The organism is Thermomonas aquatica, from assembly GCF_006337105.1.
Classification (GTDB): Bacteria; Pseudomonadota; Gammaproteobacteria; order Xanthomonadales; family Xanthomonadaceae; genus Thermomonas; species Thermomonas aquatica.
Genome location: NZ_CP040871.1, coordinates 1,047,583 through 1,072,571, shown reverse-complemented (window position 1 = coordinate 1,072,571; position 24,989 = coordinate 1,047,583). Strand labels below are relative to the sequence as shown.

26 protein-coding genes are annotated in these 24,989 nt (G+C 70.6%); 10 read left to right on the top strand and 16 right to left on the bottom strand.

Going from position 1 to position 24,989, the window contains the following annotated elements; genetic code table 11:
- Positions 1-47 precede the first annotated feature (47 nt).
- Positions 48-470 (top strand): peptide-methionine (R)-S-oxide reductase MsrB, encoded by a 423-nt coding sequence (gene msrB, locus FHQ07_RS05240; protein ID WP_206202352.1) that lies wholly within the window; start codon positions 48-50, stop codon positions 468-470.
- Here the strand turns inward: msrB and FHQ07_RS05235 are convergent, their stop codons facing one another.
- The 3 genes from FHQ07_RS05235 to FHQ07_RS05225 are packed head-to-tail and all read right to left on the bottom strand — an operon-like array spanning position 471 to position 2,550.
- Complete coding sequence (locus FHQ07_RS05235; RefSeq protein WP_139717879.1) at positions 471-1,382, bottom strand: histone deacetylase family protein; 912 nt, start codon at positions 1,380-1,382, stop codon at positions 471-473.
- A 25-nt stretch (positions 1,383-1,407) separates the two neighbouring features.
- Entirely contained in the window at positions 1,408-1,959 is a 552-nt protein-coding gene (locus FHQ07_RS05230) for a cob(I)yrinic acid a,c-diamide adenosyltransferase (protein ID WP_139715814.1), read from the bottom strand.
- A 24-nt stretch (positions 1,960-1,983) separates the two neighbouring features.
- Positions 1,984-2,550 carry a DUF6580 family putative transport protein gene (locus FHQ07_RS05225; RefSeq protein WP_139715813.1) on the bottom strand — a complete coding sequence of 189 codons (567 nt, stop codon included), beginning with the start codon at positions 2,548-2,550 and terminating at the stop codon, positions 1,984-1,986.
- 59 nt (positions 2,551-2,609) lie between these two features.
- On the opposite strand from FHQ07_RS05225, the gene ubiH reads away from it, so the two are divergent.
- Both ubiH and FHQ07_RS05215 read left to right on the top strand, forming a co-directional pair.
- Positions 2,610-3,833, top strand: a complete 1,224-nt coding sequence (ubiH, locus tag FHQ07_RS05220; protein WP_139715812.1) for a 2-octaprenyl-6-methoxyphenyl hydroxylase — start codon at positions 2,610-2,612, stop codon at positions 3,831-3,833.
- The gene (locus FHQ07_RS05215; RefSeq protein WP_139715811.1) at positions 3,830-5,032 is read left to right on the top strand and encodes an FAD-dependent oxidoreductase; all 1,203 of its coding nucleotides are present in this window, start codon (positions 3,830-3,832) and stop codon (positions 5,030-5,032) included. The genes ubiH and FHQ07_RS05215 overlap by 4 nt, the downstream gene beginning before the upstream one ends.
- A gap of 13 nt (positions 5,033-5,045) precedes the next feature.
- Here the strand turns inward: FHQ07_RS05215 and FHQ07_RS05210 are convergent, their stop codons facing one another.
- The 4 genes from FHQ07_RS05210 to FHQ07_RS05195 all read right to left on the bottom strand — a co-directional run bounded on the left by FHQ07_RS05210 (position 5,046) and on the right by FHQ07_RS05195 (position 8,921).
- Entirely contained in the window at positions 5,046-5,375 is a 330-nt protein-coding gene (locus FHQ07_RS05210; RefSeq protein WP_139715810.1) for an EF-hand domain-containing protein, read from the bottom strand.
- A gap of 126 nt (positions 5,376-5,501) precedes the next feature.
- A complete protein-coding gene (rlmM, locus tag FHQ07_RS05205; RefSeq protein WP_139715809.1) occupies positions 5,502-6,554 on the bottom strand; it encodes a 23S rRNA (cytidine(2498)-2'-O)-methyltransferase RlmM in 1,053 nt (350 codons plus the stop codon).
- Positions 6,555-6,564: 10 nt separating this feature from the next.
- Positions 6,565-7,140, bottom strand: a complete 576-nt coding sequence (locus FHQ07_RS05200) for a nucleoside deaminase (RefSeq protein WP_139715808.1) — start codon at positions 7,138-7,140, stop codon at positions 6,565-6,567.
- A gap of 2 nt (positions 7,141-7,142) precedes the next feature.
- Positions 7,143-8,921, bottom strand: a complete 1,779-nt coding sequence (locus FHQ07_RS05195; protein WP_139715807.1) for a glutamine--tRNA ligase/YqeY domain fusion protein — start codon at positions 8,919-8,921, stop codon at positions 7,143-7,145.
- 111 nt (positions 8,922-9,032) lie between these two features.
- Between FHQ07_RS05195 and FHQ07_RS05190 the strand changes: the two genes are divergently transcribed.
- The 5 genes from FHQ07_RS05190 to FHQ07_RS05170 all read left to right on the top strand — a co-directional run bounded on the left by FHQ07_RS05190 (position 9,033) and on the right by FHQ07_RS05170 (position 15,274).
- Positions 9,033-9,296 (top strand): putative signal transducing protein, encoded by a 264-nt coding sequence (locus FHQ07_RS05190; protein ID WP_139715806.1) that lies wholly within the window; start codon positions 9,033-9,035, stop codon positions 9,294-9,296.
- Positions 9,284-11,449, top strand: coding sequence for a GGDEF domain-containing protein (locus FHQ07_RS05185; RefSeq protein ID WP_168191465.1), 2,166 nt, complete (start codon positions 9,284-9,286; stop codon positions 11,447-11,449). Before FHQ07_RS05190 ends, FHQ07_RS05185 begins: the two co-directional genes overlap by 13 nt.
- Positions 11,450-11,529: 80 nt before the next feature.
- The gene (locus tag FHQ07_RS05180) at positions 11,530-12,444 is read left to right on the top strand and encodes a DMT family transporter (RefSeq protein WP_139715804.1); all 915 of its coding nucleotides are present in this window, start codon (positions 11,530-11,532) and stop codon (positions 12,442-12,444) included.
- A 50-nt stretch (positions 12,445-12,494) separates the two neighbouring features.
- Positions 12,495-13,145, top strand: a complete 651-nt coding sequence (msrA, locus tag FHQ07_RS05175; protein ID WP_139715803.1) for a peptide-methionine (S)-S-oxide reductase MsrA — start codon at positions 12,495-12,497, stop codon at positions 13,143-13,145.
- Positions 13,146-13,198: 53 nt separating this feature from the next.
- Positions 13,199-15,274, top strand: coding sequence for a phospholipid carrier-dependent glycosyltransferase (locus FHQ07_RS05170; RefSeq protein WP_139715802.1), 2,076 nt, complete (start codon positions 13,199-13,201; stop codon positions 15,272-15,274).
- Between the two features lie 9 nt (positions 15,275-15,283).
- Here FHQ07_RS05170 and FHQ07_RS05165 read toward each other — a convergent pair whose 3' ends face one another.
- The 5 genes from FHQ07_RS05165 to ahpC form a co-directional block, all read right to left on the bottom strand.
- Positions 15,284-15,937 carry a hypothetical protein gene (locus FHQ07_RS05165; protein ID WP_139715801.1) on the bottom strand — a complete coding sequence of 218 codons (654 nt, stop codon included), beginning with the start codon at positions 15,935-15,937 and terminating at the stop codon, positions 15,284-15,286.
- Positions 15,938-15,953: 16 nt separating this feature from the next.
- Positions 15,954-16,859 carry a DNA-binding transcriptional regulator OxyR gene (gene oxyR, locus FHQ07_RS05160; RefSeq protein WP_139715800.1) on the bottom strand — a complete coding sequence of 302 codons (906 nt, stop codon included), beginning with the start codon at positions 16,857-16,859 and terminating at the stop codon, positions 15,954-15,956.
- The gene (locus tag FHQ07_RS05155) at positions 16,856-17,281 is read right to left on the bottom strand and encodes a VOC family protein (protein ID WP_139715799.1); all 426 of its coding nucleotides are present in this window, start codon (positions 17,279-17,281) and stop codon (positions 16,856-16,858) included. The genes oxyR and FHQ07_RS05155 overlap by 4 nt, the downstream gene beginning before the upstream one ends.
- A 3-nt stretch (positions 17,282-17,284) precedes the next feature.
- Positions 17,285-18,868 (bottom strand): alkyl hydroperoxide reductase subunit F, encoded by a 1,584-nt coding sequence (gene ahpF / locus FHQ07_RS05150; RefSeq protein ID WP_139715798.1) that lies wholly within the window; start codon positions 18,866-18,868, stop codon positions 17,285-17,287.
- Between the two features lie 143 nt (positions 18,869-19,011).
- A complete protein-coding gene (ahpC, locus tag FHQ07_RS05145) occupies positions 19,012-19,575 on the bottom strand; it encodes an alkyl hydroperoxide reductase subunit C (RefSeq protein WP_139715797.1) in 564 nt (187 codons plus the stop codon).
- 180 nt (positions 19,576-19,755) lie between these two features.
- Between ahpC and prmC the strand changes: the two genes are divergently transcribed.
- Positions 19,756-20,589, top strand: coding sequence for a peptide chain release factor N(5)-glutamine methyltransferase (gene prmC, locus FHQ07_RS05140; protein WP_139715796.1), 834 nt, complete (start codon positions 19,756-19,758; stop codon positions 20,587-20,589).
- Positions 20,590-20,634: 45 nt separating this feature from the next.
- The gene (gene pip, locus FHQ07_RS05135) at positions 20,635-21,579 is read left to right on the top strand and encodes a prolyl aminopeptidase (RefSeq protein ID WP_139715795.1); all 945 of its coding nucleotides are present in this window, start codon (positions 20,635-20,637) and stop codon (positions 21,577-21,579) included.
- 12 nt (positions 21,580-21,591) lie between these two features.
- Here the strand turns inward: pip and ppk2 are convergent, their stop codons facing one another.
- The 4 genes from ppk2 to FHQ07_RS14505 form a co-directional block, all read right to left on the bottom strand.
- The gene (gene ppk2 / locus FHQ07_RS05130) at positions 21,592-22,650 is read right to left on the bottom strand and encodes a polyphosphate kinase 2 (RefSeq protein ID WP_139715794.1); all 1,059 of its coding nucleotides are present in this window, start codon (positions 22,648-22,650) and stop codon (positions 21,592-21,594) included.
- Between the two features lie 79 nt (positions 22,651-22,729).
- Positions 22,730-23,275: an NUDIX hydrolase gene (locus tag FHQ07_RS05125; RefSeq protein WP_139715793.1), complete on the bottom strand. Its 546-nt coding sequence runs from the start codon at positions 23,273-23,275 to the stop codon at positions 22,730-22,732.
- Positions 23,276-23,442: 167 nt separating this feature from the next.
- Positions 23,443-24,300, bottom strand: a complete 858-nt coding sequence (locus FHQ07_RS05120) for a 5'-3' exonuclease (RefSeq protein WP_240703585.1) — start codon at positions 24,298-24,300, stop codon at positions 23,443-23,445.
- A gap of 50 nt (positions 24,301-24,350) precedes the next feature.
- Positions 24,351-24,929: a nitroreductase family protein gene (locus FHQ07_RS14505; protein WP_139715792.1), complete on the bottom strand. Its 579-nt coding sequence runs from the start codon at positions 24,927-24,929 to the stop codon at positions 24,351-24,353.
- Positions 24,930-24,989: the final 60 nt, after the last annotated feature.

Here is a 24,989-nt window from a genome sequence, read left to right as displayed (position 1 = left end):
TCAGCCGCGCGGGTTCAGGCTGGAACCACCGGAACCAGGAGCACGCGATGTCCAGGCAATCAGCGCCCGACGGCGACATGCCGCGAACGGAAGAAGAATGGCGCCAGCGGCTGGATCCGCAGCAGTACGCGGTCTGCCGCTGCTCGGCCACCGAAGCCCCGTTCACCGGCAAGTACTGGGACCACAAGGGCAGTGGGCAGTACACCTGCGTGGCCTGCGGTGCGCCATTGTTCGCGTCCGCCGACAAGTTCGATTCCGGCACCGGCTGGCCCAGCTACGTGCGGCCGCTGCAGGGCGATGCGGTCAGCGAACACGCCGACGACAGCCACGGCATGCGCCGCGTCGAGGTGCGTTGCGCGCGTTGCCAGTCGCACCTCGGCCATGTCTTCCCTGACGGCCCGGCGCCGACCGGCCTGCGCTACTGCATCAATTCGGCGTCGCTGGACTTCGAGGACGAGCGCTCCGCTTGATCAGGCCAGCAGCGCGCCCACGTGGGCGACGCTGCTCTCGCGCAGGGCGTCGAGGTCGTAGCCGCCTTCGAGCGTCGACACGATCCGACCGCTGCAGTGCCGGTCCGCCAATGCGGCCAGTTCGCGGGTGATCCAGGCGAAATCGCCGGCTTCCAGCCGCAACTGCGCCAGCGGATCGCGGCGGTGCGCGTCGAAGCCGGCCGATACCAGCAGCAGTTGCGGCCTGAACGCATCGATCGCGGGCAGCAGCACGTCCGACCATGCCGCGCGGAACAGGCAGCCATCGGCATCCGGCGGCAGCGGCGCGTTGAGGATGTTGCCGTCGCCGGTTTCCTCGCGCGAACCGGTGCCCGGGTACAGCGGCCACTGGTGCGAACTGGCGAACAGCACCCGGCGGTCGTGCTCGAAGATGGCCTGGGTGCCGTTGCCGTGGTGGACGTCGAAATCGACCACCGCCACCCGCTCCAGCCCGTGCCCATCCAGCGCATGCAGGGCGGCGACGGCGATGTTGTTGAACAGGCAAAACCCCATCGCGCTGTCGTGGGTCGCGTGGTGGCCGGGCGGTCGCACCGCGCAGAACACCCGCGGGCTTGGGCCGAGCAGCGCCGCATCGACCGCGGCCACCGCCGCGCCGGCCGCGCGCAACGCCGCTTCCGCCGAGTCCGGCGAGAGCACCGTGTCCGGGTCGAGCATCGTCCTGCGCTGGGGCCGCGTTTCCAGCACCAGGTCCAGCAGTTCCTGCGAATGCGCGCGCAACAGCTGGCCGCGGCTGGCGCGCGGCGCCTCGCGCCAGTCGAGTTTCGGGAACGCCGCGCGCAAGGCCTCCAGCACCGCGCGCAGGCGTTCGGGGTGCTCGGCATGCCCCGGCCCGGTGTCGTGCAGCAGGCAGGCGGGGTGGGTGTAGATGCGCATCGTCATCCGCGCCTTTCGCGACGGCTCACTTGCGGCGGTCGTGGTTCCACAGCACTTCGCCGTGGCCGCTGGCGCGCGCCAGCACCCGCGCCAGCACGAACAGCAGGTCGGACAGGCGGTTGAGATAGCGGATCGCCTGCGCGCGCACCGCGTCGTGGCGCGACAGGGCGACGGTGTCGCGTTCGGCGCGACGCACCACGGTGCGCGCGACATGGCAGCGCGCCGCCGCCTCGCCGCCGCCGGGCAGGATGAAATCCTTCAGCGGCGGCAGGCCGTCGTTGTAGTGGTCGAGCCTGGCTTCCAGCGCCTCGACGTCGGCATCGGAGATCGCCGCGTGGCCGGGGATGCACAGCTCGCCGCCCAGGTCGAACAGCTGGTGCTGCACGCGGGTGAGCAAGTCGCGCACGTCATCCGGCATCTCGGCCGCAAGCAGCAGCCCGATGCAGGAATTGGCCTCATCCACGGTGCCGTAGGCAGTGACCCGCGCCGAATCCTTGGCGACGCGGGTGCCGTCGCCGAGACCGGTGGTGCCGTCGTCGCCGGTCTTCGTATAGATCTTGGAGAGGCGGTTACCCATGGCGATGGCGGATCGCCATGCGGATCAGACCGTCTGCGCCTGCAGCGCCGGGACGCGCCTGCGCAGCAGCTCGAAGCCGCCGAACAGCAGCGCGGCGTAGAACAGCGTGCCCAGCACCGTCCACTGGAAGAACGGGATGCCGGCCACGTAGGCGGCGAGCAGGCCGGCAGCGGTCTTCGGATAGGTCGGGTCGGACAGCCACGCGCCGAAGTTGGTGACCACGAAGAACAGCATCGAGCCGGCCAGCGAATAGCCCAGCACGCGGCCGCCGCTCACCTTGCCGCGCAGGCCGAAGCCGAGCACGGTGGACAGCGCGATGCAGACGTACACCAGCAGGTAGCCGGCGCTGGCGAAGTAGTCCCAGTAGATGCCGCCGTTGACCAGGCCCAGCGCCAGGTCGGAGGCGAACATCGCGGCCAGCGGCACCAGCAGCGCCCAGTGGCGCTTGGCGAAATACGCGCCGCCGAACAGCGCCACCGCCTCGATCGGCGAGAAATTCGGCGGGTGCGGCAGCACCCGGCTCAGCGCGGCGATGAAGATCAGGGCGGCGAGCGTCAGCGGACCGGCGGACGGGGCAACGGGACGGTTCATGGCGATAACTCTCGAACGGTATGTCGATGATCGGACAGCGGAGCCGTTAGCATAGCGCAATGCCCGCATTCCCCCGCGAAACCCCGGTCCATGACGTGCTGGTCGTCGGCGGCGGGCTGGTCGGCGCCAGCCTCGCCATCGCGCTGGACGCGCAGGGCCTCGATGTCGGCATGGTCGAGGCCGCGCCCGCCGGCGCGTTGCCGGCGGTGTTCGACCAGCGCAACCTCAGCTTCGCCGAAGCGACGGTGAACGCGCTCGACGCGCTCGGGGTGATGCCGTTGCTGCGCGCGCCGACCGGACCGATCCGCCGCATCCATGTCAGCCGCAGCGGCGACTTCGGCCGCATGCGGCTGCGCGCGGAAGACCATGGCCGCGACGAATTCGGCCGCGTCGTGGTCGCGCGCGATTTCGGCGAGGCGCTGGAAACGCGGCTGGCGCAGCTCGCGCGGCTGACCCGCTATCGGCCGGCGCGCTTCGTCGGGCTTGGCGATGCCGATCCGGCGCAGCGCCGCATCCGCATCGCCGACGATGCGGGAGAACGCGAGATCGGCGCGCGCCTGCTGGTCGCCGCCGACGGCACCCGCAGCGCGGTGCGCGCGGCGTTGGGCGTCGCCGCGCGCGAGCACGACTACGCGCAGACCCTGTTCGTCGCCCGCCTGCACGCGCAGCGTGCGCCGGACGGCACCGCCTACGAGCGGCTGACCGCGCATGGCCCCACCGCGTTGCTGCCGCGCGGCGACGGCCACTACGGGCTGGTGCACGGCGTCGCCCGCGACCGCGCCGATACCGTGGCCGCGCTCGACGAAGCCGGCTTCCTCGCCCGCGTGCAGGAGGCCTTCGGCTGGCGCGCCGGCAAGTTCCTGGCGTGCGGGCCGCGCAGCGCCTATCCGATCGTCGGCTGCGTGGCGGACGCGTTGGCGGCGCCGCGCGCGGTGCTGGTCGGCAACGCCGCGCAGACCCTGCATCCGCTCGGCGCGCAGGGCTTCAACCTCGGCCTGCGCGATGCGCTGACGCTGGCCGAATGCATCGCCGCCGCGGACGACATCGGCGATGCGGCGATGCTGCGGCAGTACGCGCGAAGGCGCGCGCCGGATCGCGAACGCACGCTGGAGTTCTCCGATGGCCTGGCGAGGTTGACCTCGAACGAAGCGCCGTTGCTGCGGCCGTTGCGCAGCGCGGGCCTGCTGGCCGGCGATGCGATGGGCTGGTTGCAGGGCTGGCTGGTCGGCGGTGCGATGGGCTATCGCGGCGATGTACCCGCGCTGTGCAGGCGCGCGGCATGAGCCGGCGCAACCGCCTGGATGCGGTGGTCGCCGGCGGCGGCGTGGTCGGCGCCGCGACCGCGCTGATGCTGGCGCGCGAAGGCCTGCAGGTCGCGCTGGTCGAGCCCAGGCGGCCCGCCGCGTGGCGACGCGAGGCACGCGACCTGCGCGTGTACGCCTTCGCGCCCGACAATGCGCGCCTGCTCGATGAACTCGGCGTGTGGTCGCAAGTCGCGGCCGCGCGCGTGCAGCCGTACCGCGGCATGCGCGTCTGGGACGCAGCCGGCGGCGACGCGCTGGCGTTCGATGCCGATGCGCTGGGCCAGCGGCAACTCGGCTGGATCGTCGAGAACGCCTTGCTGGTCGACGCGCTGTGGCAGGCCTTGCCCGCGGCCGGCGTGCGCCTGCATTGCCCGGCACGGATCGAAACCCTCGAACAACACGAAAACGCCGTCCGTGTCGGCCTCGACGACGGCCTGCAGCTGGAGGCCGGGCTCGCGATCGCTGCCGATGGCGCGGACTCCGCGTTGCGCTCGCTCGCCGGCATCGGCACGACCCGGCGCGAATACCGGCAGCAGGGATTGGTGGCGTTCGTCGCCAGCGAACGCCCGCATCGGGACACGTGCTGGCAGCGCTTCCAGCCGACGGGCCCGGTCGCGTTGCTGCCGTTCTTCGCCGGCGATGCGCAGGCATCGCGCGGCCGCATCGGCTCGATCGTGTGGACCCTGCCGGACGCGGCAGCCGAACGCCTGCGCAATGCCGACGCCGGCGTCTTCGAACGCGAGCTTGCCGCCGCCTTCGGCGGCGAACTCGGCGCGATGCGCCTGGAGTCGCCGCGCGCGGCCTTCCCGCTGCAGCGGCAGCTTGCGCAAACCTATGCGCAGGGCCGGGTCCTGCTGCTCGGCGATGCGGCGCACGTGGTGCATCCGCTGGCCGGGCAGGGCGTCAACCTCGGCCTGCGCGATGTCGAGGCCCTGCGCGGCCTCGTCCGCGATGCGTCGAAGCGGGGCGGCGACATCGCGTCGCCGCAGCGGCTCGCGCGCTGGGCGCGCACCCGCAAGAGCGAGAATGCGCTCAGCGCGCACGCCTTCGAGGCGATCAACCGCGCCTACAGCAACGATGCGCTGTGGCCGACGCTGTTGCGCGGGCACGCGCTCGGCATCGCCGGCAAGCTGCCGCCGCTGGCGCGCGCGTTGTGGCGGCACGCGGCCGGGGTCTAGGTGCCGCGGGCGATCACTCGTCCAGCCATTCGCGCACTTCCTCGAACTGCAGGCGGCCGTCGCGGTTGCCGTCGAGCATGCGGAAAGCGCGGGCCAGGTACTTGTCGGCGCGCGCCTCGCGCGGGCTGATGCCGCCATCGCGATCGGCGTCGAAGGCGGCGAATTCCGCCTGCAGGTCTTCCTGTGCGGGCATCGCGTGGTGCGAAGTGACGGTGATGGTGTTGCCGGCGGCATCCTGGAAGGTCGCGGATCCGGTGGCGTCCTGTGCGTAGGCGCTGGCGCGCGGCCACAGGGCGAGGACCAGCAGCGGAACCGCCAACAACCATTTGCGTTTGATGTCCATCGCGAACTCCCGTGCGGGAGTTTCGACCCTACGCCGCGGGCGGCGGCGGCGGGTGAATCCGCCATGAAATCTTCGCCGTGGTTCGCTCGGGATTCAGTGCGGTGACGGCGCTGCGAACGCGGTGGTTCAGCCGCGTCTGGCGGGGGTGGCGAACACGGTGATTTCCTCGCGGTCGTGGTACAGCTGCTTGGCGCGGATCGTCAGCGGTTGTTGCGCCTGCTGCGCGAACAGGTCGAGGCACAGCCGGGTTTCCTGCCAGCGTTTCTTCATCGGCAGCTTGAGGTTGAAGATCGCGTGCCTGCACCAGCCCTCGCGCAGCCAGCTGGCCATGCGCTCGGCCACGCGGCGCGGTTGCTCGACCATGTCGCAGACCATCCAGTCCAGCGGCTGCTGCGGCTGCCAGCTGAAGCCGTCGGCGCGCAGGTGCTCGACCCGGCCGCTGTCCAGCACATGCGGGCGCAACGGGCCGTTGTCGACGGATTGCACGCGCAGGCCGTTGCGGAGCAGCACCCAGGTCCAGCCGCCGGGCGCGGCGCCGAGGTCGGCGGCGCGCATACCCTCGCGCAACAGCGCCTTGCGCTCGCGTTCGTCGAGCAGCACCAGCAGCGCTTCTTCCAGCTTCAGCGCGGACCGCGAAGGCGCATCCGCATGCATGCGCAGGCGCGGGATGCCGAGCGGCCACGGCGCGCTGTCTTCCGGTTCGCCGGTGGCCAGCAGCGCGTGGTCGCCATCCAGCAGGCATACATGCAGGCGCTGCAGGCGCGGGTTGTCTTCGCGGGTCAGCAGGTCCGCCTTGCGCAGCGCCGGGCGCAGCGCGTTGCCCAGGCTGCGCGCAAGGCCGGCGAGCGGTTTGGCGGCATCGGAATCGGGATGCTCCATCACCAGTTCGCCGAAGCGGATGCCCGGCGGCAGCGCGGCCAGCATCGGTGCGATCCGGTCGCGCGGATCCAGGCCGCGCAACTCGGCGAACAGGCGCAGTTTCTGCCGCGCGAAGATCAGCGTCGACCATGGCACTGCGCGCGACAGCGCATCCGCGTCTTCGCATGCGAACACGACATGGCCGCTGTTGCGCTCGGTGCGCGCATAGCCGGCGAAGCCGGCCTCGGCGGCGCGGTCGGTGAGTTCGCCGGCGAGCTCCGGTTCGAAGCCCGCGCGGCAGTAGCAGAGCAGGCCGTTCATCCGGGTGCGTTCAGTACTTCGCGCCGCCGGTTTCGCCGTAGGCGCGCAGCACCGCACGGGCGGCGTCGCGCTCGATGTCGCGGACGACCTCGATGCCGCGAGCGTTCAATTCGCCGACCCAGTCCGCCGGCAGCGGGCCTTCGTCGAACTCGGTCAGCGCCTCGACATCCTCGGCACGCGCGCCGATCAGCAGCCGGTCGATCCCGGCCCACACCGTCGCGCCGTAGCACTGGCAGCAGGGCTGCGAGGAGGTCGCCAGGGTGATCGGGCCGATCGGCGCATCGTCTGCATCGCGGTTCAGGCGCAGTCGCTGGGTGCGGCCCTGCGCCAGCATGTAGGCCATCATCTCGGCATGGGCGACGCTGCAGGCATGCGGCACCACCCGGTTCACGCCGATCGCGATGATCCTGTCGTCGGGGCCGAACACCGCGGCGCCGAACGGGCCGCCGGAATCGGCTTCGACATTGCGCTGCGACAGTTCGATGGCGAGCCGCACCTTGTCCGCGCCACCGGCGTAGACGCGGCCGATGTCGACCGCCTCGTGCACCCAGGCCGGCAAGGTCAGATGGACTTGCGCGTACAACATGCCTACTTGCCCGCCCAGGTATCGCGCAGGGTCACGCTGCGGTTGAACACCGGCGCGCCCGGCTTGTGGTCGTAGCGGTCGGCGACGAAATAGCCGGTGCGTTCGAACTGGAAGCTCTGCTCGGGCGCGGCGTCGGCGGCCGCGGGTTCCACGTAGCCGGTGACGGTCTTGCGCGAATCCGGGTTGAGGTAATCCACGTAGGTCTTGCCGTCCGATTCGCTGTCCGGATCGGCGACGGTGAACAGGCGGTCGTACAGGCGGATTTCCGCGGCTACGCCCTGCGTGGCGCTGACCCAGTGGATGGTGCCCTTGACCTTGCGGTTGGCGCCTTCCATGCCGGGGCGCGAGTCCGGATCCAGCGTGCAGTGCAGCGCGACGATGTTGCCGGTTGCGTCCTTGACCGCTTCGTCGCAGCGGACGATGCCTGCGCCGCGCAGGCGCACGTCGCCGCCCACGGTCAGGCGCTTGAAGCCCGGCGGCGGCACTTCGGCGAAGTCCTCGCGCTCGATCCACAGCTCGCGCGAGAACGGAATCTGGCGCTCGCCTTGCGTCGCGTCCTTCGGGTGATTGGCGAAGGCCAGCGATTCCTCGAAGCCGGCATCGAGATTGGTCAGCACGACCTTCAGCGGATCGATCACCGCCATCCGGCGCGGCGCATGCGCATCGAGGTCGTCGCGCAACGCGCCTTCGAGGATGGAAATGTCGAGCAGCGAGTTCTGCTTGCTGATGCCGACCCGGTCGACCATCAGGCGCAGCGCGCTCGGCGTGTAGCCGCGGCGGCGGATGCCCTGCAGGGTGGGCATGCGCGGATCGTTCCAGCCGTCGACGCGGCCGGATTCGACCAGCTGCAGCAGCTTGCGCTTGCTCATCACCAGCCAGTTGAAATTGAGCCGCGAGAATTCGATCTGGCGCGGCTTGGCGGCTTCGAACGGCAGGCCCTTGGCGGTCAGCGGCGCGACCAGCGCCGGCGAGTTCGCCAGGTCCACCTTGTCCACGCACCAGTCGTACAGCGGGCGGTGGTCCTCGAATTCCAGCGTGCACAGCGAGTGGGTGATGCCTTCCACCGCGTCGCTGAGCGAATGCGCGAAGTCGTACATCGGGTAGATCGGCCAGGCGTTGCCGGTGTTCTGGTGCTCGACGTGCTTGATCCGGTACAGCGCCGGGTCGCGCAGGTTCATGTTGCCGCTGGCCATGTCGATCTTCGCGCGCAGCGTGCGCGAGGCATCCGCGAACTCGCCCGCGCGCATGCGCCGGAACAGGTCGAGATTCTCTTCGACGGAGCGGTCGCGGTACGGCGAATTGCGGCCCGGCTCGGTCAGGGTGCCGCGGTATTCGCGCACCTGCTCCGGGGTGAGGTCGCAGACGAAGGCGTCGCCCTGGCGGATCAGTTTCTCGGCGGCCAGGTACAGCACGTCGAAGTAGTCGGAGGCGTGGCGCAGGGCGTGCCAGTTAAAGCCGAGCCAGCGCACGTCGTCCTGGATCGCGACCACGTACTCCGGGTCTTCCTTGGCCGGGTTGGTGTCGTCCAGGCGCAGGTTGCAGTCGCCGCCGAACTCCGCGGCGATGCCGAAGTCCAGGCAGATCGCCTTGGCGTGGCCGATGTGCAGGTAGCCGTTCGGCTCCGGCGGGAAGCGGGTGCGGATGGCGGCGTGCTTGCCGCTGGCCAGGTCCTCGCGGACGATCTGGCGGATGAAGTCCTTTTTCTCCGATGCCGAAGCATCGGGGGCTTTCTTTTCCGATGCCGGGGCGTCGGAGGCGGCGGTTGCGCTGGGTTCGGACACGGGTCGCGTACTGCTTCGGGATAGCCCGGCATTCTAGCGGAGCCGCATGCGGCTGCGGTTTCGGCTGGTTTGGCACGTTCCCTGCTTGATCCTCCCGCAAGGGGAGGACGCATGCGCAGCGTGTACGAAGCCGCCAACCTGGTCGATGCCCATCTGGTGCGCCATGCGCTGGAGGGATCGGGCATCCCGGCCTTCATCCGCGGCGAGGCGCTGGTGGGCGGGATCGGTGAGCTGGGGGTATTCGGCCTGCTGGCGGTGATGGTCCCGGAAGCGGCATGGCCGCAGGCGCGGGCGACGGTCGAGGCGCTGGGCCTGGGCATCCCGTCGGGCGAAGGCGACCCCGTCGCAGGGGATGGATGGGCATGCCCGGCCTGATCCGGATCCTGCTCCTGTTCTGGCTGGCCGCGGTGCCGCCGGCGTTCGCGGCGGCATTGGATGCCGACAACACGCACGAGGTCGAAGTCAGGGTCGTGGCCGATGCGCCGGGCGCCGCGGGCGAGACCCGGTTGCGCATCGAGGGCGGCCCCGTGCAGGCGCGGTCGGCGCGCTTGAAGTTCGAATTGCCGGCCACCGGCGACAAGCGCTGGGTGCTGTGGCTGGCGCGCGACCCGCTGGATGCGGTGACCGCCTCCGGTGGCGGGTGGACGCCGCCGCAGGCCGGGTTCTTCCGCGTGCCCGCGGATGGCCAGGCATACCAAGGCACGTTCCCGGCGGGTTTCGGCTTCCCGCTGCCGCGCGGCGCGAGCGGGCCGCAGGAGCTTCGCTTGGACCTGCAGGGCAGCGTGCGCGCCGCGCCCGTGCCGCGGGTGCTGAGCGAGCAGGACGTGCTGCGCTACGTCGGCCGCGAAACCGCGCTGGCGGTTGCGGTCTATGCCGCCTTGGCGACCTTGCTGATCGCCACCCTGGCGCTGTACTCGGCGATCCGCGACCCGCTGTTCCTGCTGTACGCGGCCTACGTGGTCGCGGCGGCGGCGTTGATGGCGGTGGCCAATGGCCATGCGTTCGCGATCCCGGGCTTGCGCGCCCTGGGTGCGCGCGGATTGTGGCTGGCGATGCTGGGCTTCAACGCGATCGCCCTGACCACGCTGCTGCGCTTCGCCGATGTCCGCGGATCCGGTTCGCCGCTGCTGCGCGGCATGGACAGGTTGGCGATGGCGATGTGGGCGCTGCTGCTGTTGCCGTTGCTGCCGTTGCCGGCGATCAGCGGCGGCCTGCAGGCGGTCGCGACCGGGGCCTGGATGCTCGCGATGCCGGTTGCGGCCTGGGCAACGCTGGACGGCGCGCGGCGCGGCATCCCGATGGCGCTGGCGACCGCCACCGCATTGCTGGCGCTGTTCGCCTCCGCGGGCGCGCACGAGGCGATGCATCGCGGCTGGATCGAAGACGGCATCCTCGCCCGCCATGGCTACCAGTTCGCGGTGGTGCTGGTCTCCGCGATCCTGTTCGTCGGCATGAGCAGCCGGCTTGCGCTGGTGCGGCGCCGCCTGGACGACGAGACCCTGGCCCGCCGCGACAGCGAGGATCGCCTGCGGTTCGAGCGCCTGCGTGCCGGCCTTGCGCAGGCGCTGCAGGACGAGTTGCGCACGGCGCCTGCGGACGAAATCGCGCCGCATGCGTTCCGCCTGCTGTGCGGCCACGCCTGCGAGCTGCTCGGGATCGAGGATGCGGTGGTGCTGGGCAACGGCTATCTCGGCAACGAACTGCTGCTGGCGCAATCCAGCGAGCGGCAGGTGTCGCCGCTCGCGCAGGCCGCGCTGGTGGCGCGCAACATCGTGCGCCTGCACGCCCAGAACCGCGGCCCGGTGCATGTGCGGATCGACGGCGCGCTGGCCAGCGACGATCCGCGCGTGCCGCAGTACGCCATCGTGCCGATGCGGCTGCCGTCGCCGGCATGGGCGGCGCTGGTGCTGCGCGTGCAGTCCGCGCAAGGATTGGCCGAGGGCGAGCTGGATGCCTTGGCGGAACTGGCGCGGATCGCGGTCGGCCATGCGGGCGAGGCGCATGCCGCCATCCAGCTGCGCAAGACCGCCGAATACGATGCCTTGACCGGCAGCCTCAACCGGCGCTCGCTGGACCAGGCGCTGGCGCGCGAATTCAAGCCGTCGGCGCTGCAGGCGCCGCTGTCGGTGCTGTTCATCGACATCGACTGGTTCAAGCGCATCAACGACGAACACGGTCATGCCTGCGGCGACCACTGCCTGCGCAGCGTGGCCGCCACCTTGCGCGCGGAGCTGCGCCCCGGCGATGCGCTGGGCCGCTATGGCGGCGAGGAATTCCTGGTGCTGCTGCCGGGCCACGATGCCGCGGCGTCGCGGGTGATCGCTGAACGCCTGCGCCAGGCGATCGAATCCAGCGCGATCGACTGGCAGGGGATGCGGGTGATGCTGACCATCAGCATCGGCATGGCGGCGCGGCGCGCCGGCGACCACCAGGCATCGGCCTTGCTCGAGCGCGCCGACAAGGCCCTGTACGCCGCCAAGCACCAGGGCCGCAACCGGGTCTGCGTGGCGCCGGCGGCGTTCATCTGAGGCCCGCGGTTCCGGCCTGGTCGCGCTTGAAATGCGGGCGGCATCGCGCATGATCGTGGGCCCTTGCACGGAAGCGCGCGATGACCGGACATCCACGCCAGGCGGCCATGGCGCAACTGCTGGTGGGCGCCGCGATCATCGGCACCAATGGCCTGATGGTGCGCCTGGCCGGCATGCCGCCGACCGCGGTCGCGTTCTGGCGTATGCTGCTGGCCGGGCTGATCCTGGGCGCGTTGGTGCTGGCCCGGCACGGCTGGCAGCCGCTGTCGCGCAAGGCCTGGCTGTGGTGCGCGGTGCCGGCGCTGGCCTTCGCCATCGACCTGTGGATGTGGCACCAGAGCATCCTGCTGGTCGGCCCGGGCTTGTCGACCCTGCTTGCGAATGCGCAGGTGTTCTTCATGGCGCTGGCCGGCGTACTGCTGTTCCGCGAACAGCTCGGCCTGCGGTTCGTCGCCGGCGTGCTGCTGGCCTTCCTCGGCCTGTGGCTGCTGCTCGGCGAAGGTTGGGCGGCGCTGCCGCGCGAATACCGCTGGGGCGTGTGGCTGGGCCTCGGCACCGGCGTCGCCTATGCGGCGTACAACATCGGCATCAAGCGTTCGCAGGGCGTCGCCGCGCAGGGCAAGGCGCGCGCGCCGGTGGAGCAGGTGCTGTGCATCGCCGCGTTCGGCAGCGCACTCTGCCTTGGCGTGATGGGTGGCGTCGAAGGGGTGGCGTTCGCGCCGCCGAGCCCGCATGCCTGGGGCATCCTGCTGGTGCTCGCCGCGGTCGGCCATTGCCTGAGCTGGGTGCTGATCTCGCGGGCGATGGTGGCGCTGCCGGTGGCGCTGGCCGGCCTGTTGCTGCTGGCGCAGCCGATCGTCGCCTACCTGCTGGACGTGGCCTTGTTCGACTTGCCGACCTCGCCGCGGCAATGGCTGGGCCTGGCGGTCAGCCTGGCCGGGATCTTCGTCGCCGGGATGAAGGCGAAGCAGCCGGTGGCCGCGCAGGACGCTTGATCGCGCCGCATCCGGCCGCATATCCAAGCCATCACAACGGAGGCATCGCGATGTTCGGCATCGGCGCATACAAGCAACGCATGGTGGATCCGGCGAAGGCCTTGCCGGGGCGCGAAACGCCGATGCCGGTGCGCAACGCGCACCATGTGCACGGCCGCCCGATCGCCGGCGAGTTCAGCGGCCTGCAAACGGTGCAGTTCGGCATGGGCTGCTTCTGGGGCGCCGAGCGCAAGTTCTGGTCGATCCCGGGCGTCGACACCACCGCGGTGGGCTATGCCGGCGGCTATACGCCGAACCCGACTTATCGCGAAGTCTGTTCCGGCGAGACCGGCCATGCCGAAGTGGTGCTGGTGGTCTACGACCCGGCGCAGGTGGCGTTCGAGGCGCTGCTGAAGAGCTTCTGGGAAAGCCACGATCCCACCCAGGGCATGCGCCAGGGCAACGATGCCGGCACGCAATATCGTTCGGCCATCTACTGCAGCACGCAGGCGCAGTTCGATGCCGCCATCGCCAGCCGCGATGCCTACCAGCGCAAGCTGGCCGATGCGGGCCTCGGCGCGATCACCACCGAAATCGTGTTGCCGGCGCCGCCGTTTTATTACGCCGAGGACGAGCACCAGCAATACCTGTCGAAGAACCCGATGGGTTACTGCGGTCTCGGCGGTACCGGCGTGAGCTGCCCGATCGGACTCGGCGCCTGAGCTGACCGCATCCGCCTGACCGGCAGGCGACGCATTCCGCGTTGCCTGCAGGCATGGATGCAGGGGACGCGCGCGGCCGCATGCCGCAAGCACATCGCGGGTTGTCGTGGTTGTTGCTGGTGCTGCTGGCCTTGCTGGCGGTGGGACGCTCGGCCTTGGGCACGCGGCTGGACAGCTTCACCGTCGACGAGCCCTGGCACATCGTCGCCGGCACCGCCTATGTGCGCGGCGGCGATCGCCACCTGAATCCCGAACACCCGCCGCTGGTGAAGCTGTGGGTGGGCGCGGCGATGCCGGACAGTTTCAAGCTGGGCAAGGAGCCCGTCCTGCGCGAGAAGGAGCAGGAGCGGGAATGGGTCGAGCAGACCATGTTCCAGCGCAACGATGCGGCACGCGCCCAGCAACGCGCGCGCTTGGCGATCTGGGGCCTGGGCGGCGGCCTGCTGCTGGTGCTCGGGTTGCTGTTGTGGCGCGCGGCCGGGATCGCGTGGGCGGCCGGCACGCTGGCGTTCCTCGCGCTGGAGCCGACCATCGGCGCGCACCTGCCGGTGGTGATGACCGATGGCCCGCTGGCATTGACGCTGGCGCCGGCGATCGTCGCCGCCGGATTGCTCGCCTCGGAATGGCGCTGGCGATGGACGCTGGTGTTCGGCATCGTTGCCGGCCTGGCGCTGGGGGCCAAGCATTCGGCGCTGGCGGGCTTGCTCGGGATCGGCGGGGTGCTCGCGGTCGCGGTGGTCGCCGGATGGCGCGCGGGCGGTGCGCGCGAGACCTTCCGCCGCGCCCTGCAGTTGCTGGCGGCCGGTGCGATCGCGCTGGCCCTGTTGTGGGGCATGTACGGTTTCCGCTTCCATGCCGATCGCGACGGCGGCGACGGCTTCAATCGCCCGATCGCCGGCAAGATCGCCGATATCGGCAGCCCGGTCCTGCACGATGCGTTGTCGCTGGCGGATCGCCACCACCTGTTGCCGCGCGCCTATTTGTGGGGACTGGCGGACACGGTGCGCACCGGCGTCGAGGGCCGCGGCATCGCCGCGCACCTGGTCTGGGGCAAGATCTACGAGGGACGCACGCCGTGGTTCACCTGGCCGGCGATCCTCGCGGCCAAGCTGCCGTTGGCGCTGTCGGCGTTGTCGCTGCTCGGGTTCGCGCTGCTCTGGCGTGCGCCGTTGGCGAAGACCGCCCGCTGGATGCTGGCCGCGCTGGCCGGCGCGGGGCTGCTGCACCTGCTTGCGCTGATGGACTCGCCGGCGGCCTGGGGCGGCGTGCGCCATGCCACCCCGCTGATCGCGGTCGCGGCGATCCTCGGCGGCGGTGCGGTCGCCGAAGCATGGCGCCGGCGCTCGAAACCCTTGCTGGCGCTGGTCGCCGTGCTGTTCGCGTCCGCGTTCGCGATGACCATCCGCGAACCCAGGCTGTGGGAATACCACAACGAACTGGTCGGCGGCAGCGCGGGGGCATGGCGCTATTTCGACAACGAAGGCCTCAACCTCGGCCAGCGTTTCGGCGAAATCCGCGCATTCCACGACCGCGCGATCAAGCCCGGCGGGCTGCCGATGTACGCCAGCTACTGGATGATGGAACCGCAGGTGCGCGCGGCGGGGCTGAACTACCACCGCCTGGTCGAGAGCCTGGACGACAGCAACGTGGCGGGCATCTACGACGGCTGGTTCGTGTACGGCACCTCCGACCACAATCCGTGGCCGCAGTTCGGCTGGGACCCCGCGGAGGCGTTCAAGGGCATGGCCTTCGCGGCGCGCTACGGCAACGTCGAGTTCTGGCGCGGCCGCCTGGTGCGGCCGAAGTCGCGCGCGTCCAGCCTCAATGGACTGGTCAAGGAATACATCTACAAGAAGAACGGCAGCGACTGGGCGTTGGTCGCCCGGCGCCTGGAGGAAGTGGCCGGCGTGTTGCCTTCGCGCGTCGATGCGGCGGTCGAGCTCGGCAATGCCTACCTGCGGCTCGGCGATCGCGAGCACGCCTTGCGCGCCTATCGGCGCCCGCTCGAACAGGAGGAAACCCCGATCGATCACGGCATCGCCAAGTCCTTGCGCGACCAGCTCGCGCGGGTCGAATCCGCGTCCGACCCGAAGCAGGTGCCGCCGATGCGCGACCCGTGGCTGGAATGAGCCCGTCCGTTATTCGCGCGTGACCGCGCACACGTAGACCAGCTCGCAGGCGCCGCCGCCGCTGTCCTCGCGGGTCAGCGAACTGCGCCAGCGCCAGCGCCCGGCATCGATCTGCACCAGCCAGCCGTCGATGCGCACGCGCTCGCCGCGCTCGATGCGGTCCAGCGCCGCGGCGACCGCATCGTCGGCCGGGATCATGTGCATGTTGGCGCTGCTGCGCACGATCTCGTCGAGCGGGATCGGCGGCGCGTCGCGCCAGCTGTAGCGGTACCAGCGGCCACCCTGGCTGATGTCGAGTTGCGACAGCACGGCATCGTCGGTCATGCGGCCCCAGCCCAGGGCCAGGTCGATTGGCGAAAACTCCGCCTCGCGGCCCATGCCGTAGTCCTCGCGCGACAGGACGCGTGCCTCCACGCTGAAGCCGGCCAATGGCGTCACGCTTGCGCCCTCGATGGCGGGCAGGGCCACGCCATCGGGCACGGCGCTCTGCAATGGCGTGGCGCCGCGTTCCACGCGCGGCGGCAGCGGGCAGCGGCTCGCCTGCGCGAGGGTGGTGCCGTGGCCGATGGCCGCGGTGGCCGGTATCGAAGTCGGGCGGAACGCCAGCCAGGCGAGCGCTGCGCATGTGAGCAGCAGCAACGCCAGCGCAGTGCGAAGACTCATCGATCGCGTCCGCAGTTCAGGCCTGGGGCAATTGTGCCCGCGCCAGCGTGCCGATGGCATCGGCGAGCTGCTGCAGGAAGCCGTCCAGCGCCGAGGATTTGCGCCAGACCAGCGCGATCTGCCGGCTCGGGGCGGGATCGCGGAACGGCACCAGCTTGATATTGGGGGACTGCGCGATCGGCTCGTGCACGGACAAGGCAGGCAGCAAGGTCACGCCAACGCCGGCGGCCACCATCTGCCGCAGCGTTTCCAGGCTGGTGGCGCGGAAGCCGGATTTCTCGTGCGCACCGGAGAGGCGGCACACGTCGAGCGCCTGGTCGCGCAGGCAATGGCCGTCTTCCAGCAACAGCAATGTCTCGTCGGAGAGTTGCGACATCGACAGTGCTTTTTCCGCTGCCAGCGGGTGCTGGTGCGGCGCGGCGAACACGAACGGCTCCTCGAACAGCAGCTGCGACTGCAGCTGGTCGTCGTGCAGTGGCAGGGCGAGCAGGGTGGCGTCCAGCTTGCCCTCGCGCAGGCGCTGCAGCAGCACGTCGCTCTTTTCCTCGACCAGCAGCAGCTCCAGTTGCGGGAAGCGTTCGCGCAGTTGCGGCACCACGTGCGGCAGCAGGTACGGGCCGAGGGTGGGGAATACGCCCAGCCGCAGCGAACCGGATTCCGGATCCCTGCTGCGTCGCGCCGCCTCTTTCATCCCCTCGACCTCGGCGACGATCCGACGCGCGCGCAGCACCACGTCCTGCCCGGCGGCGGTCAGCATCACCTTGCGCGGCGCGCGTTCCACCAGCGCCACGCCGAGTTCGTCCTCCAGTTTCCTGATCTGGGTGGACAGGGTGGGCTGACTGACGAAGCAGGCGTCCGCGGCCTTGCCGAAATGGCGCAGGTCGGCCAGCGCGACGAGGTATTTCAGGTCGCGCAGGTTCACGTGGCAGGCCCCTTGAGTTCGATGGTGTTGCCGTCCGGGTCGCTGAAGTACAGCGAAGGGCCGTCGCCTTCCGCGCCGAAATTGGAGGTTGCCGGGCCATGTGGTGCGAGGCCGTGCTCGGCGAGGTGGCGGACGATGGCGGCTACGTCGAAGGGTTCGATGCGCAGGCACAGGTGGTCGAGGTTGCGGCCTTCACTGCCGGCGGCGTGGCCACCACGTAGGCCGAGTTTCCCGTCCACTGCGATCAAATCGATCATCGAGCTGCCTGCGCGCAGATGGCGCAGGCCGAGGTCGTCGCGACGCCGCACGACGTCGCAGCCCAGCACCTCGCGATAGAACGCTTCGGCGCGGTCCAGGTCGCGCACGCGCAGCACCACGTGATCGAGGCGCAGTACCGCGAACGGCGACGCCGGGACGGTCATCGCTCAGGCCGCCACGGCGTCGCTGGCGGCGGGCGCGGAGTGGCGGATCAGGTGATCGAAGGCGGACAGCGCCGCGGTCGAACCGCCGCCCATCGCGACCACGATCTGTTTGAACGGCTCGGTGGTCGCATCGCCGGCGGCGAACACGCCCGGCAGGTTGGTGTGGCCGCGATCATCGATCCCGATTTCGCCGCGCGGGCTGAGGGTCACCGCGCCCTTCAGCCAGTCGGTGTTGGGCAGCAGGCCGATCTGCACGAACACGCCCTCCACCTGCAGTTCGCGCTTCTCGCCAGTGCCGCGATCGGTGAAGGTCAGGCCGGCGAGCTTGCCGGCAGCCCCGATCATCCCGGTGGTCTGCGCGTTCACGTGCACGCTGGCGTTCGGCAGGCTGCGCAGCTTGCGCTGCAGCACTTCGTCGGCGCGCAGCTTGCCGTCGAACTCCAGCAGGGTGACGTGCTCGACCAGGCCGGCGAGGTCGATGGCGGCTTCGACGCCGGAGTTGCCGCCGCCGATCACCGCCACCCGCTTGCCCTTGAACAGCGGGCCGTCGCAGTGCGGGCAATAGGTCACGCCCTTGTTGCGGTAGGTGTCCTCCCCGGGGACACCGGTCTGCCGCCAGCGCGCGCCGGGCGCGAGGATCACGGTGCGCGCGCGCAGGGTCGCGCCGCTTTCGAGTTCGACGCCGACCAGGCCACCCGCCTGCGCGGCCGGCTGCAAGGCCTTCGCGCGCTGCGCGGTGACCACGTCCACGCCGTAGCTGCGCACGTGCGCCTCCAGCGACGCGGCCAGCTTCGGGCCCTCGGTGTATTCGACCGAGGGGAAGTTCTCGATCGCCATGGTGTCCAGCACCTGCCCGCCGAAACGCTCGGTGACGATGCCGGTGCGGATGCCCTTGCGCGCGGCGTAGATCGCGGCCGCGGCACCGGCCGGACCGCCGCCGACCACCAGCACGTCGTAGGGCGCGGCATCGTTGAGCGCATCAGCGGCACGCGCCGCCGCGCCGGTGTCGAGCCTGGCCAGGATCTGTTCGATGCTCATGCGCCCGGCATCGAACTCGACGCCGTCGAGGAAGATCGTCGGCACCGACAGCACCTGCCGCGCCTCGACCTCGGCCTGGAACAGGCTGCCGTCGATCGCGACGTGCTGGATGCGCGGGTTGAGCACGCTCATCGCGTTGAGCGCCTGGATGGTGTCCGGGCAGCTCTGGCAATGCAGCGACATGTAGGTTTCGAAGCGGTAGTCGCCGGGCAGCGCGCGCACCTGCGCCGCCAGCGCCTCGTCGATCTTCACCGGGTGGCCGCCGACCTGCAGCAGGGCCAGCACCAGGGACGTGAACTCGTGGCCCAGCGGGATCCCGGCGAAGCCGACCTGCACCTGGGTGCCGGCGCGGCGGATCAGGAACGACGGCTTGCGCGGGTCGTCGCCGGTCGCGCGGCTGATCTTCGGCGACAGCGCGGTGATGTCGTCGAGCAGTGCGTCGAGTTCGCGCGCGGCCTCGGAATCGTCCAGCGACGCGACCAGTTCGATCGGCTGCTGGAGGCGTTCGAGATAGGCGGCCAGTTGGTCCTTCAGGTCCTGGTCGAGCATGGCGGCATCCTCTGGGGGAGGGATGGAGGGGGATGGAAAGGGCTGCGGCCAACCGCCCATGGTGGGCTGGCCGGAGCCCTCTCCCCGAGGGGAGAGGGGCGGTCCGCAGGCGTCGGACAGGAACGCCGCCCGCGGCTTGGGGGTCAGATCTTGCCGACCAGGTCCAGCGACGGCTTCAGCGTCTTGGCGCCTTCGTTCCACTTCGCCGGGCAGACTTCGTTGGGGTGCGAGGCGACGTACTGCGCGGCCTTGAGCTTGCGCACGGTCTCCTTGACGTCGCGGGCGATCGCGTTGTCGTGCACTTCCATGGTCTTGATCACGCCATCGGGGTTGATGATGAAGGTGCCGCGCAGGGCCAGGCCTTCCTCGTCGATGTGCACGCCGAACGCGCGGGTCAGCTGGTGGGTCGGGTCGCCGACCAGCGGGAACGCGGCCTTGCCCACCGCCGGGGAGGTCTCGTGCCACACCTTGTGCGAGAAGTGGGTGTCGGTGGTGACGATGTAGACCTCGGCGCCGGCTGCCTGGAACTCGGCGTAGTGCTCGGCGGCGTCTTCGATCTCGGTCGGGCAATTGAAGGTGAAGGCCGCCGGCATGAAGATCAGGACCGACCACTTGCCCTGCAGGGACTGGTCGGTGACCTCGACGAACTTGCCGTTGTGGAAGGCATTGGCCTTGAACGGGGCGACCTTGGTGTTGATCAGGGACATCGTGGTTCCTCGGTGTGGGCGGGGGTGGGATGATGCGACGCGACAAATCTATGGCGTGGCATTCAATCAATCAATGAAATTGATTCTATCGAATCAATAGTTAAGAACTATTGAATCGGTCGACGTCGCCGACGCGACGCGTCAATGCGGCTTCCAGCCACGCGATGCGACACTGCACGCATGCAGAGCACCACGCCGCGGGTCCGGGATTTGTTGCAGCGCGCCAGCGCCATGATCGAGCGCGTCGATGCCGAGTGGCTGCTGGCGCATGCGCTGGACCGCCCGCCGGGCTGGCTGTGGGCGCATGCCGACGACGCGGTCGAGGCGGCTGCCCGGGAGCGTTTCGAGGCCTTGCTGTCGCGTCGCGCCGCCGGCGAGCCGGTCGCCTACCTGAGCGGGACCCAAGGCTTCTGGTCGCTGGACCTCCGGGTGACGCCGGCCACCCTGATCCCGCGCCCGGAAACCGAACGGCTGGTCGAACTCGCCCTGGCGCGGCTGCCCGCCGACGCCCCCTGCCGGGTCGCGGACCTCGGCACCGGCAGCGGGGCGATCGCGCTGGCCATCGCCCGAGAGCGGCCGATGGCCGCGGTGGTCGCCACCGACGCCAGCAAGGCGGCCTTGGCGGTGGCGGTGGCCAACGCGCAACGCAACGGCATCGACAATGCGTGGTTCCGTCGCGGCGACTGGTGCGAGGCGCTCGGTCGCGAGCGCTTCGACCTGATCGCCAGCAATCCGCCGTACATCGCGCTCGGCGATCCGCACCTCGGCCAGGGCGACCTCCGCCACGAACCGCCCGACGCGCTCGCCTCGGGCAGCGACGGACTGGACGCGATCCGCCGCATCGTCCGCGACGCCCCGGCGCACCTGGCGCCCGCGGGCTGGTTGCTGCTGGAGCACGGCTGGGACCAGGGCGAGGCCGTGCGTGCGCTGATGGCCGCGGCCGGCTTCGTGGACGTGGCGACCGAGCCCGACCTCGAGGGCCGCGACCGCGTGACCCTGGGGCGCAGGCCCTGAACCGCGCCAGCTAGAATCCGGGGTTCTCCACCGCCGGATCCCGCCATGCGCACGCTGTATCCCGAACTCGCCCCGTCCCGGACCGGCACCCTCGCGGTCGACGGCCGCCACACCCTGTACTGGGAGGAATGCGGCAACCCGGACGGCAAGCCGGTGGTGTTGCTGCACGGCGGTCCCGGCGCGGGCTGCAATGCCAACATGCGGCGCTTCCACGACCCGGCGAAGTACCGCATCGTGCTGTTCGACCAGCGCGGCTCGGGGCGCAGCACCCCGCACGCCGACCTCGTCGACAACACCACCTGGGACCTGGTCGCCGACATCGAGAAGCTGCGCGAGCACCTCGGCATCGCGCGCTGGCAGGTGTTCGGCGGCAGCTGGGGCTCGACCCTCGCGCTGGCTTATGCCGAGACCCACCCGCAGCGGGTGACCGAACTGGTCCTGCGCGGCATCTTCATGCTCCGCCGCTGGGAGCTGGAATGGTTCTACCAGGAAGGCGCCAGCCGCCTGTTCCCGGATGCGTGGGCGCACTACATCGCGGCGATCCCGGAGGTGGAGCGCGCGGACCTGATCTCGGCCTTCCATCGCCGCCTGACCTCCGACGATGCCGGCGTTCGGCTGGCGGCCGCGCGCGCCTGGGCGATCTGGGAAGGCGGCACCAGCTACCTGCGGATCCCCGCGGACTACGCCGACACCCACGGCAACGCGGAGTTCGCGCTGGCGTTCGCGCGGATCGAGAACCATTACTTCGTCAACGGCGGCTTCTTCGAGGTCGAGGACCAGCTGCTGCGCGATGCCCATCGCATCGCCGACATCCCCGGGGTGATCGTGCACGGCCGTTACGACGTGGTCTGCCCGATCCAGAACGCCTTCGACCTGCACAAGGCCTGGCCGAAGGCGGAACTGCTGGTCAGCGCGACCGCCGGCCACTCCGCGTTCGAGGCCGAGAACGCCGCCGCGCTGGTGGAGGCGACCGACCGCTTCGCCGGCTGAAGCGCGCGCCGCCTACTGGCCGTCCGCGGCGAGCACATTGGCCGCCGAGCCCACGATCTGCGCATCCGCCGGGTAGGCGACCTTCGGGTCCTTGCCCGGGTAGGGCAGGGTCGACAGCACGTGGCGCATGCAGTTGAGGCGCGCGCGCTTCTTGTCGTCGGACTTGATCACCAGCCACGGCGAATCGGCGGTGTCGGTGTGGAAGAACATCGCTTCCTTGGCATCGGTGTAGTCGTCCCACTTGCCCAGCGACTGCACGTCGATCGGCGACAGCTTCCAGTGCTTCAGCGGGTCGTTGCGACGCGAGTTGAAGCGCCGCAGCTGTTCCTCGCGGCTGACCGAGAACCAGAACTTGTAGACCCGGACGCCGCTGCGCACCAGCATGCGTTCGAACTCCGGCGCCTCGCGCAGGAACTCGAGGTATTCCGCCGGGGTGCAGAAGCCCATCACCCGCTCGACCCCGGCGCGGTTGTACCAGCTGCGGTCGAACAGCACGATCTCGCCATAGGTCGGCAGGTGCTCGATGTAGCGCTGGAAGTACCATTGCCCGCGTTCGCGTTCGCTGGGCTTCTCCAGCGCGACCACGCGCGCCCCGCGCGGGTTGAGGTGCTCGGTGAAGCGCTTGATGGTGCCGCCCTTGCCGGCGGCGTCGCGGCCCTCGAACAGCATCACGATGCGCTGCCCGCTTTCCTTGACCCAGCTCTGCACCTTCAGCAGCTCGATCTGCAGCTTCTTCTTCTCCGCCTCGTATTCCTTGCGGCGCAGGCGGACGCGATAGGGATAGCCGGCGGGCAGCGGCGCGGACGTGCTCTCTTCGGCGGTGACCGGCATCGCCTCCATCTCCCGCGCAGTGGCCTCCGGCACGCCGAGCTCGGCGGGCGCGATGCCCATCGGCGGCACCGCCGGCGGCGCGTGGGTGCCGGCCCAGGCTTCGGCCTCGGCCTGCGCGACCGCGGCGGCGGCCGGGGTGGGGATCGGGTCGGGCGCAGGCAGCCGGCCGCGCGGCTTGCGCGCGGCGGGAGTGGCCCGTGGCTTGGCGATGGGGGGCTTGGCGGTCGGGCGACGGGCCATGGCGCGTTCCTGGGTCGATGGCGAGACCCCATCATCGCACCGGCCTCGGGCCGCGGCCTTGACCGCCGTCAATCCCGGGTCAGCGGCGCGGGCTGCCGTCCGGGTCGTGCTCGATCATCCACAGCCCGGCCCAGAGCTTGAGGTCGAGCTCGAAGCCCTCGGCATGCTTGCGCATCAGCCAGGCCGGCGCCTCGGCCCGCGGCACGTGGTGGACGGTGATGTCCTCGCTGTCCACGCCGCCGCCGTCGCCGACCCGGACCAGGTCCAGCGCGCGCACGAAGGCGATGCGCTCGTTGCTCATGCCGGAACTGGTGGGGCCGACCAGCAGCACGTCGACCCGCCCCGGCGCCCAGCCGGTCTCCTCGATCAGTTCACGGCGTGCGGCGTCGGCCAGGGTGTCCTCGGCATGGTCGTCGCCGACCAGGCCCGCCGGCATCTCGATGGTGCGCGCGCCCAGCGGCACGCGGTATTGCTCGACGAACAGCACCTCGTCGGCGGGGGTCACCGCGATCACGATCACCGCCATGCCCTGGCCGTGGGTGCGCTCGCAGGATTCCCAGTGGCCGATTTTCACCAGCCGCAGCCAGTCGCCTTCGTAGAGGGTGGTCTTGAGGTTGTGGCCCATGCCTCGATGCTACCGCAGGCGGATGACCATCATCGTTCGCAATGAAGCGCTCGCCCGGAGGGGATTCGCCGCTTAGGCTCCGCATCCGGCTCCGATGCGCGGCCGCGCGCCATCCATGGCGCGCTCGAACCCTCCCCCGGACGAGCGCTTCCATGCTCGGGGGCGCTTCAGGCAGAAAGCCCCGCCGCCTCGGCCAAGCGCTTGCGGGTCAGCGGACCGAAGCCGATCCAGTCCGACAGCGCCTGCAGTTCGTCGGCGTCGCCGTTGCCGCGCGCGAAATGGCCGTCCGGCAACGGCGCATCCAGCGCGATCGTGGTGAGTTGCCGCCACAGCAGTGCGTGCTCGCGCTGTTCGCGCAGGCGCACGGCGAGCTGCGCGGCCCCGCGCAGGCGCAGGAACGGCACCTCGTCGATCCGCGCCAGCAGGGCATCCAGCGAATCGAAATGCGCGAGCAGGACCGCGGCCGACTTCGGGCCGATCCCGGTGATGCCCGGGATGTTGTCGACCGCGTCGCCGGTGAGCGCCAGGTAGTCGGCGATCTGGTGCGCCTGCACGCCGTGCCGCGCCTTGACCCCGTCGCGGCCCCAGCGCTGGCCCTTGGCGAAGTCGTACTGCTCGTCGTGCACGTCCAGCAGCTGCGAGAGGTCCTTGTCGGCGGACACGATCACGCTGCGGTAGCCGTGTCCGCGCGCGCGGTGCACGGCGCTGCCGATCAGGTCGTCGGCCTCGTAGTCGTGGTGGGCCAGGGTCTGCAGCCCCAGCGCCTGGCACAGGCCCTTGCACCAGGCGAACTGGCGGCGCAGCTCCGGCGGCGCGGGGTCGCGGTTGGCCTTGTAGGCCGGATATAGCGCGTTGCGGAAGCAGGAGTCCAGCGCCTCGTCGAAGGCGATGGCGATGTGCCGCGGGCGTTCGCGCTCCAGCAGCTCCAGCAGGAAGCGGGCGAAGCCGTGCACCGCGTTAGTCGGCCAGCCGTCGGCGTCGTGGAACTCGTCCGGCATGGAATGCCAGGCGCGGAATACATACATCGAGGCATCGACGAGGTGCAGCGTCGGCGCTGCTGGCGTGTGCCCGGCGGTCACGCGCCGGTCCAGTCCGACAGCAGGGTCGCGGGGTCGGGGCGTTCGCGTTCGGGCGCCTCGACCAGCGGCGTGCCGATCGCGATGGTGCCGACCAGTTGTTCGTCTTCGGCCAGCCCCAGGGTGCCCTCGAGGAAGGCGCGGTCGTAGGCGATCCAGCCGGTCAGCCACTGCGCGCCATAACCTTCGGCCTGCGCGGCCTGCAGCAGCAGCAGGCAGACGCAGGATGCGGTGGCCAAGCGCTCGGAGGCGGGGATCTTCTCGTCGGGTCCGAGGCGGGCGACCACGCACAGGGTCAGCGGCGGCATCAGGAAGCGGGTGCGCAGCTTGTCGAGGGCGGCCTCGCTGGCTTCCGGCTCGCGCTCGCGCAGGCGCGCCGAGGCGGCGTCGGCCAGGTGCGCGCGGTCCACGCCGGCGACGCGCAGGAAGCGGAACGGCACGCGCTTGCCGTGGTCCGGCACCCGCGACGCGCTGCGCAGGATGCGCAGCAGCTGGTCGGGGTCGGGGCCGGGCGTGGCCAGCTGGCGGGTGGGCACCGAGCGGCGGCTGTCGAGGGCGGCGAGGGTCAGCATCGGCATCGGATGGGGGCGGGACTCGCCATGGTAGCGGTCGCTTTGGTTAGGATGCAGGCAACGGGT

What these genes read in the sequence shown, in the direction of transcription:
- msrA (WP_139715803.1), top strand. Translation starts at nt 12,495, where the DNA reads ATGTTCGGCATCGGCGCATACAAGCAACGCATGGTGGATCCGGCGAAG.
- ahpC (WP_139715797.1), bottom strand. Translation starts at nt 19,575, where the DNA reads ATGTCCCTGATCAACACCAAGGTCGCCCCGTTCAAGGCCAATGCCTTC.
- pip (WP_139715795.1), top strand. Translation starts at nt 20,635, where the DNA reads ATGCGCACGCTGTATCCCGAACTCGCCCCGTCCCGGACCGGCACCCTC.
- FHQ07_RS05155 (WP_139715799.1), bottom strand. Translation starts at nt 17,281, where the DNA reads ATGACCGTCCCGGCGTCGCCGTTCGCGGTACTGCGCCTCGATCACGTG.
- FHQ07_RS05180 (WP_139715804.1), top strand. Translation starts at nt 11,530, where the DNA reads ATGACCGGACATCCACGCCAGGCGGCCATGGCGCAACTGCTGGTGGGC.
- FHQ07_RS05225 (WP_139715813.1), bottom strand. Translation starts at nt 2,550, where the DNA reads ATGAACCGTCCCGTTGCCCCGTCCGCCGGTCCGCTGACGCTCGCCGCC.
- FHQ07_RS05125 (WP_139715793.1), bottom strand. Translation starts at nt 23,275, where the DNA reads ATGGGCCACAACCTCAAGACCACCCTCTACGAAGGCGACTGGCTGCGG.
- FHQ07_RS14505 (WP_139715792.1), bottom strand. Translation starts at nt 24,929, where the DNA reads ATGCCGATGCTGACCCTCGCCGCCCTCGACAGCCGCCGCTCGGTGCCC.
- FHQ07_RS05190 (WP_139715806.1), top strand. Translation starts at nt 9,033, where the DNA reads ATGCGCAGCGTGTACGAAGCCGCCAACCTGGTCGATGCCCATCTGGTG.
- FHQ07_RS05235 (WP_139717879.1), bottom strand. Translation starts at nt 1,382, where the DNA reads ATGCGCATCTACACCCACCCCGCCTGCCTGCTGCACGACACCGGGCCG.
- FHQ07_RS05170 (WP_139715802.1), top strand. Translation starts at nt 13,199, where the DNA reads ATGGATGCAGGGGACGCGCGCGGCCGCATGCCGCAAGCACATCGCGGG.
- FHQ07_RS05230 (WP_139715814.1), bottom strand. Translation starts at nt 1,959, where the DNA reads ATGGGTAACCGCCTCTCCAAGATCTATACGAAGACCGGCGACGACGGC.
- ubiH (WP_139715812.1), top strand. Translation starts at nt 2,610, where the DNA reads ATGCCCGCATTCCCCCGCGAAACCCCGGTCCATGACGTGCTGGTCGTC.
- FHQ07_RS05210 (WP_139715810.1), bottom strand. Translation starts at nt 5,375, where the DNA reads ATGGACATCAAACGCAAATGGTTGTTGGCGGTTCCGCTGCTGGTCCTC.
- msrB (WP_206202352.1), top strand. Translation starts at nt 48, where the DNA reads ATGTCCAGGCAATCAGCGCCCGACGGCGACATGCCGCGAACGGAAGAA.
- prmC (WP_139715796.1), top strand. Translation starts at nt 19,756, where the DNA reads ATGCAGAGCACCACGCCGCGGGTCCGGGATTTGTTGCAGCGCGCCAGC.
- ppk2 (WP_139715794.1), bottom strand. Translation starts at nt 22,650, where the DNA reads ATGGCCCGTCGCCCGACCGCCAAGCCCCCCATCGCCAAGCCACGGGCC.
- FHQ07_RS05200 (WP_139715808.1), bottom strand. Translation starts at nt 7,140, where the DNA reads ATGTTGTACGCGCAAGTCCATCTGACCTTGCCGGCCTGGGTGCACGAG.
- FHQ07_RS05185 (WP_168191465.1), top strand. Translation starts at nt 9,284, where the DNA reads ATGCCCGGCCTGATCCGGATCCTGCTCCTGTTCTGGCTGGCCGCGGTG.
- rlmM (WP_139715809.1), bottom strand. Translation starts at nt 6,554, where the DNA reads ATGAACGGCCTGCTCTGCTACTGCCGCGCGGGCTTCGAACCGGAGCTC.
- FHQ07_RS05165 (WP_139715801.1), bottom strand. Translation starts at nt 15,937, where the DNA reads ATGAGTCTTCGCACTGCGCTGGCGTTGCTGCTGCTCACATGCGCAGCG.
- FHQ07_RS05215 (WP_139715811.1), top strand. Translation starts at nt 3,830, where the DNA reads ATGAGCCGGCGCAACCGCCTGGATGCGGTGGTCGCCGGCGGCGGCGTG.
- ahpF (WP_139715798.1), bottom strand. Translation starts at nt 18,868, where the DNA reads ATGCTCGACCAGGACCTGAAGGACCAACTGGCCGCCTATCTCGAACGC.
- FHQ07_RS05120 (WP_240703585.1), bottom strand. Translation starts at nt 24,300, where the DNA reads ATGTATGTATTCCGCGCCTGGCATTCCATGCCGGACGAGTTCCACGAC.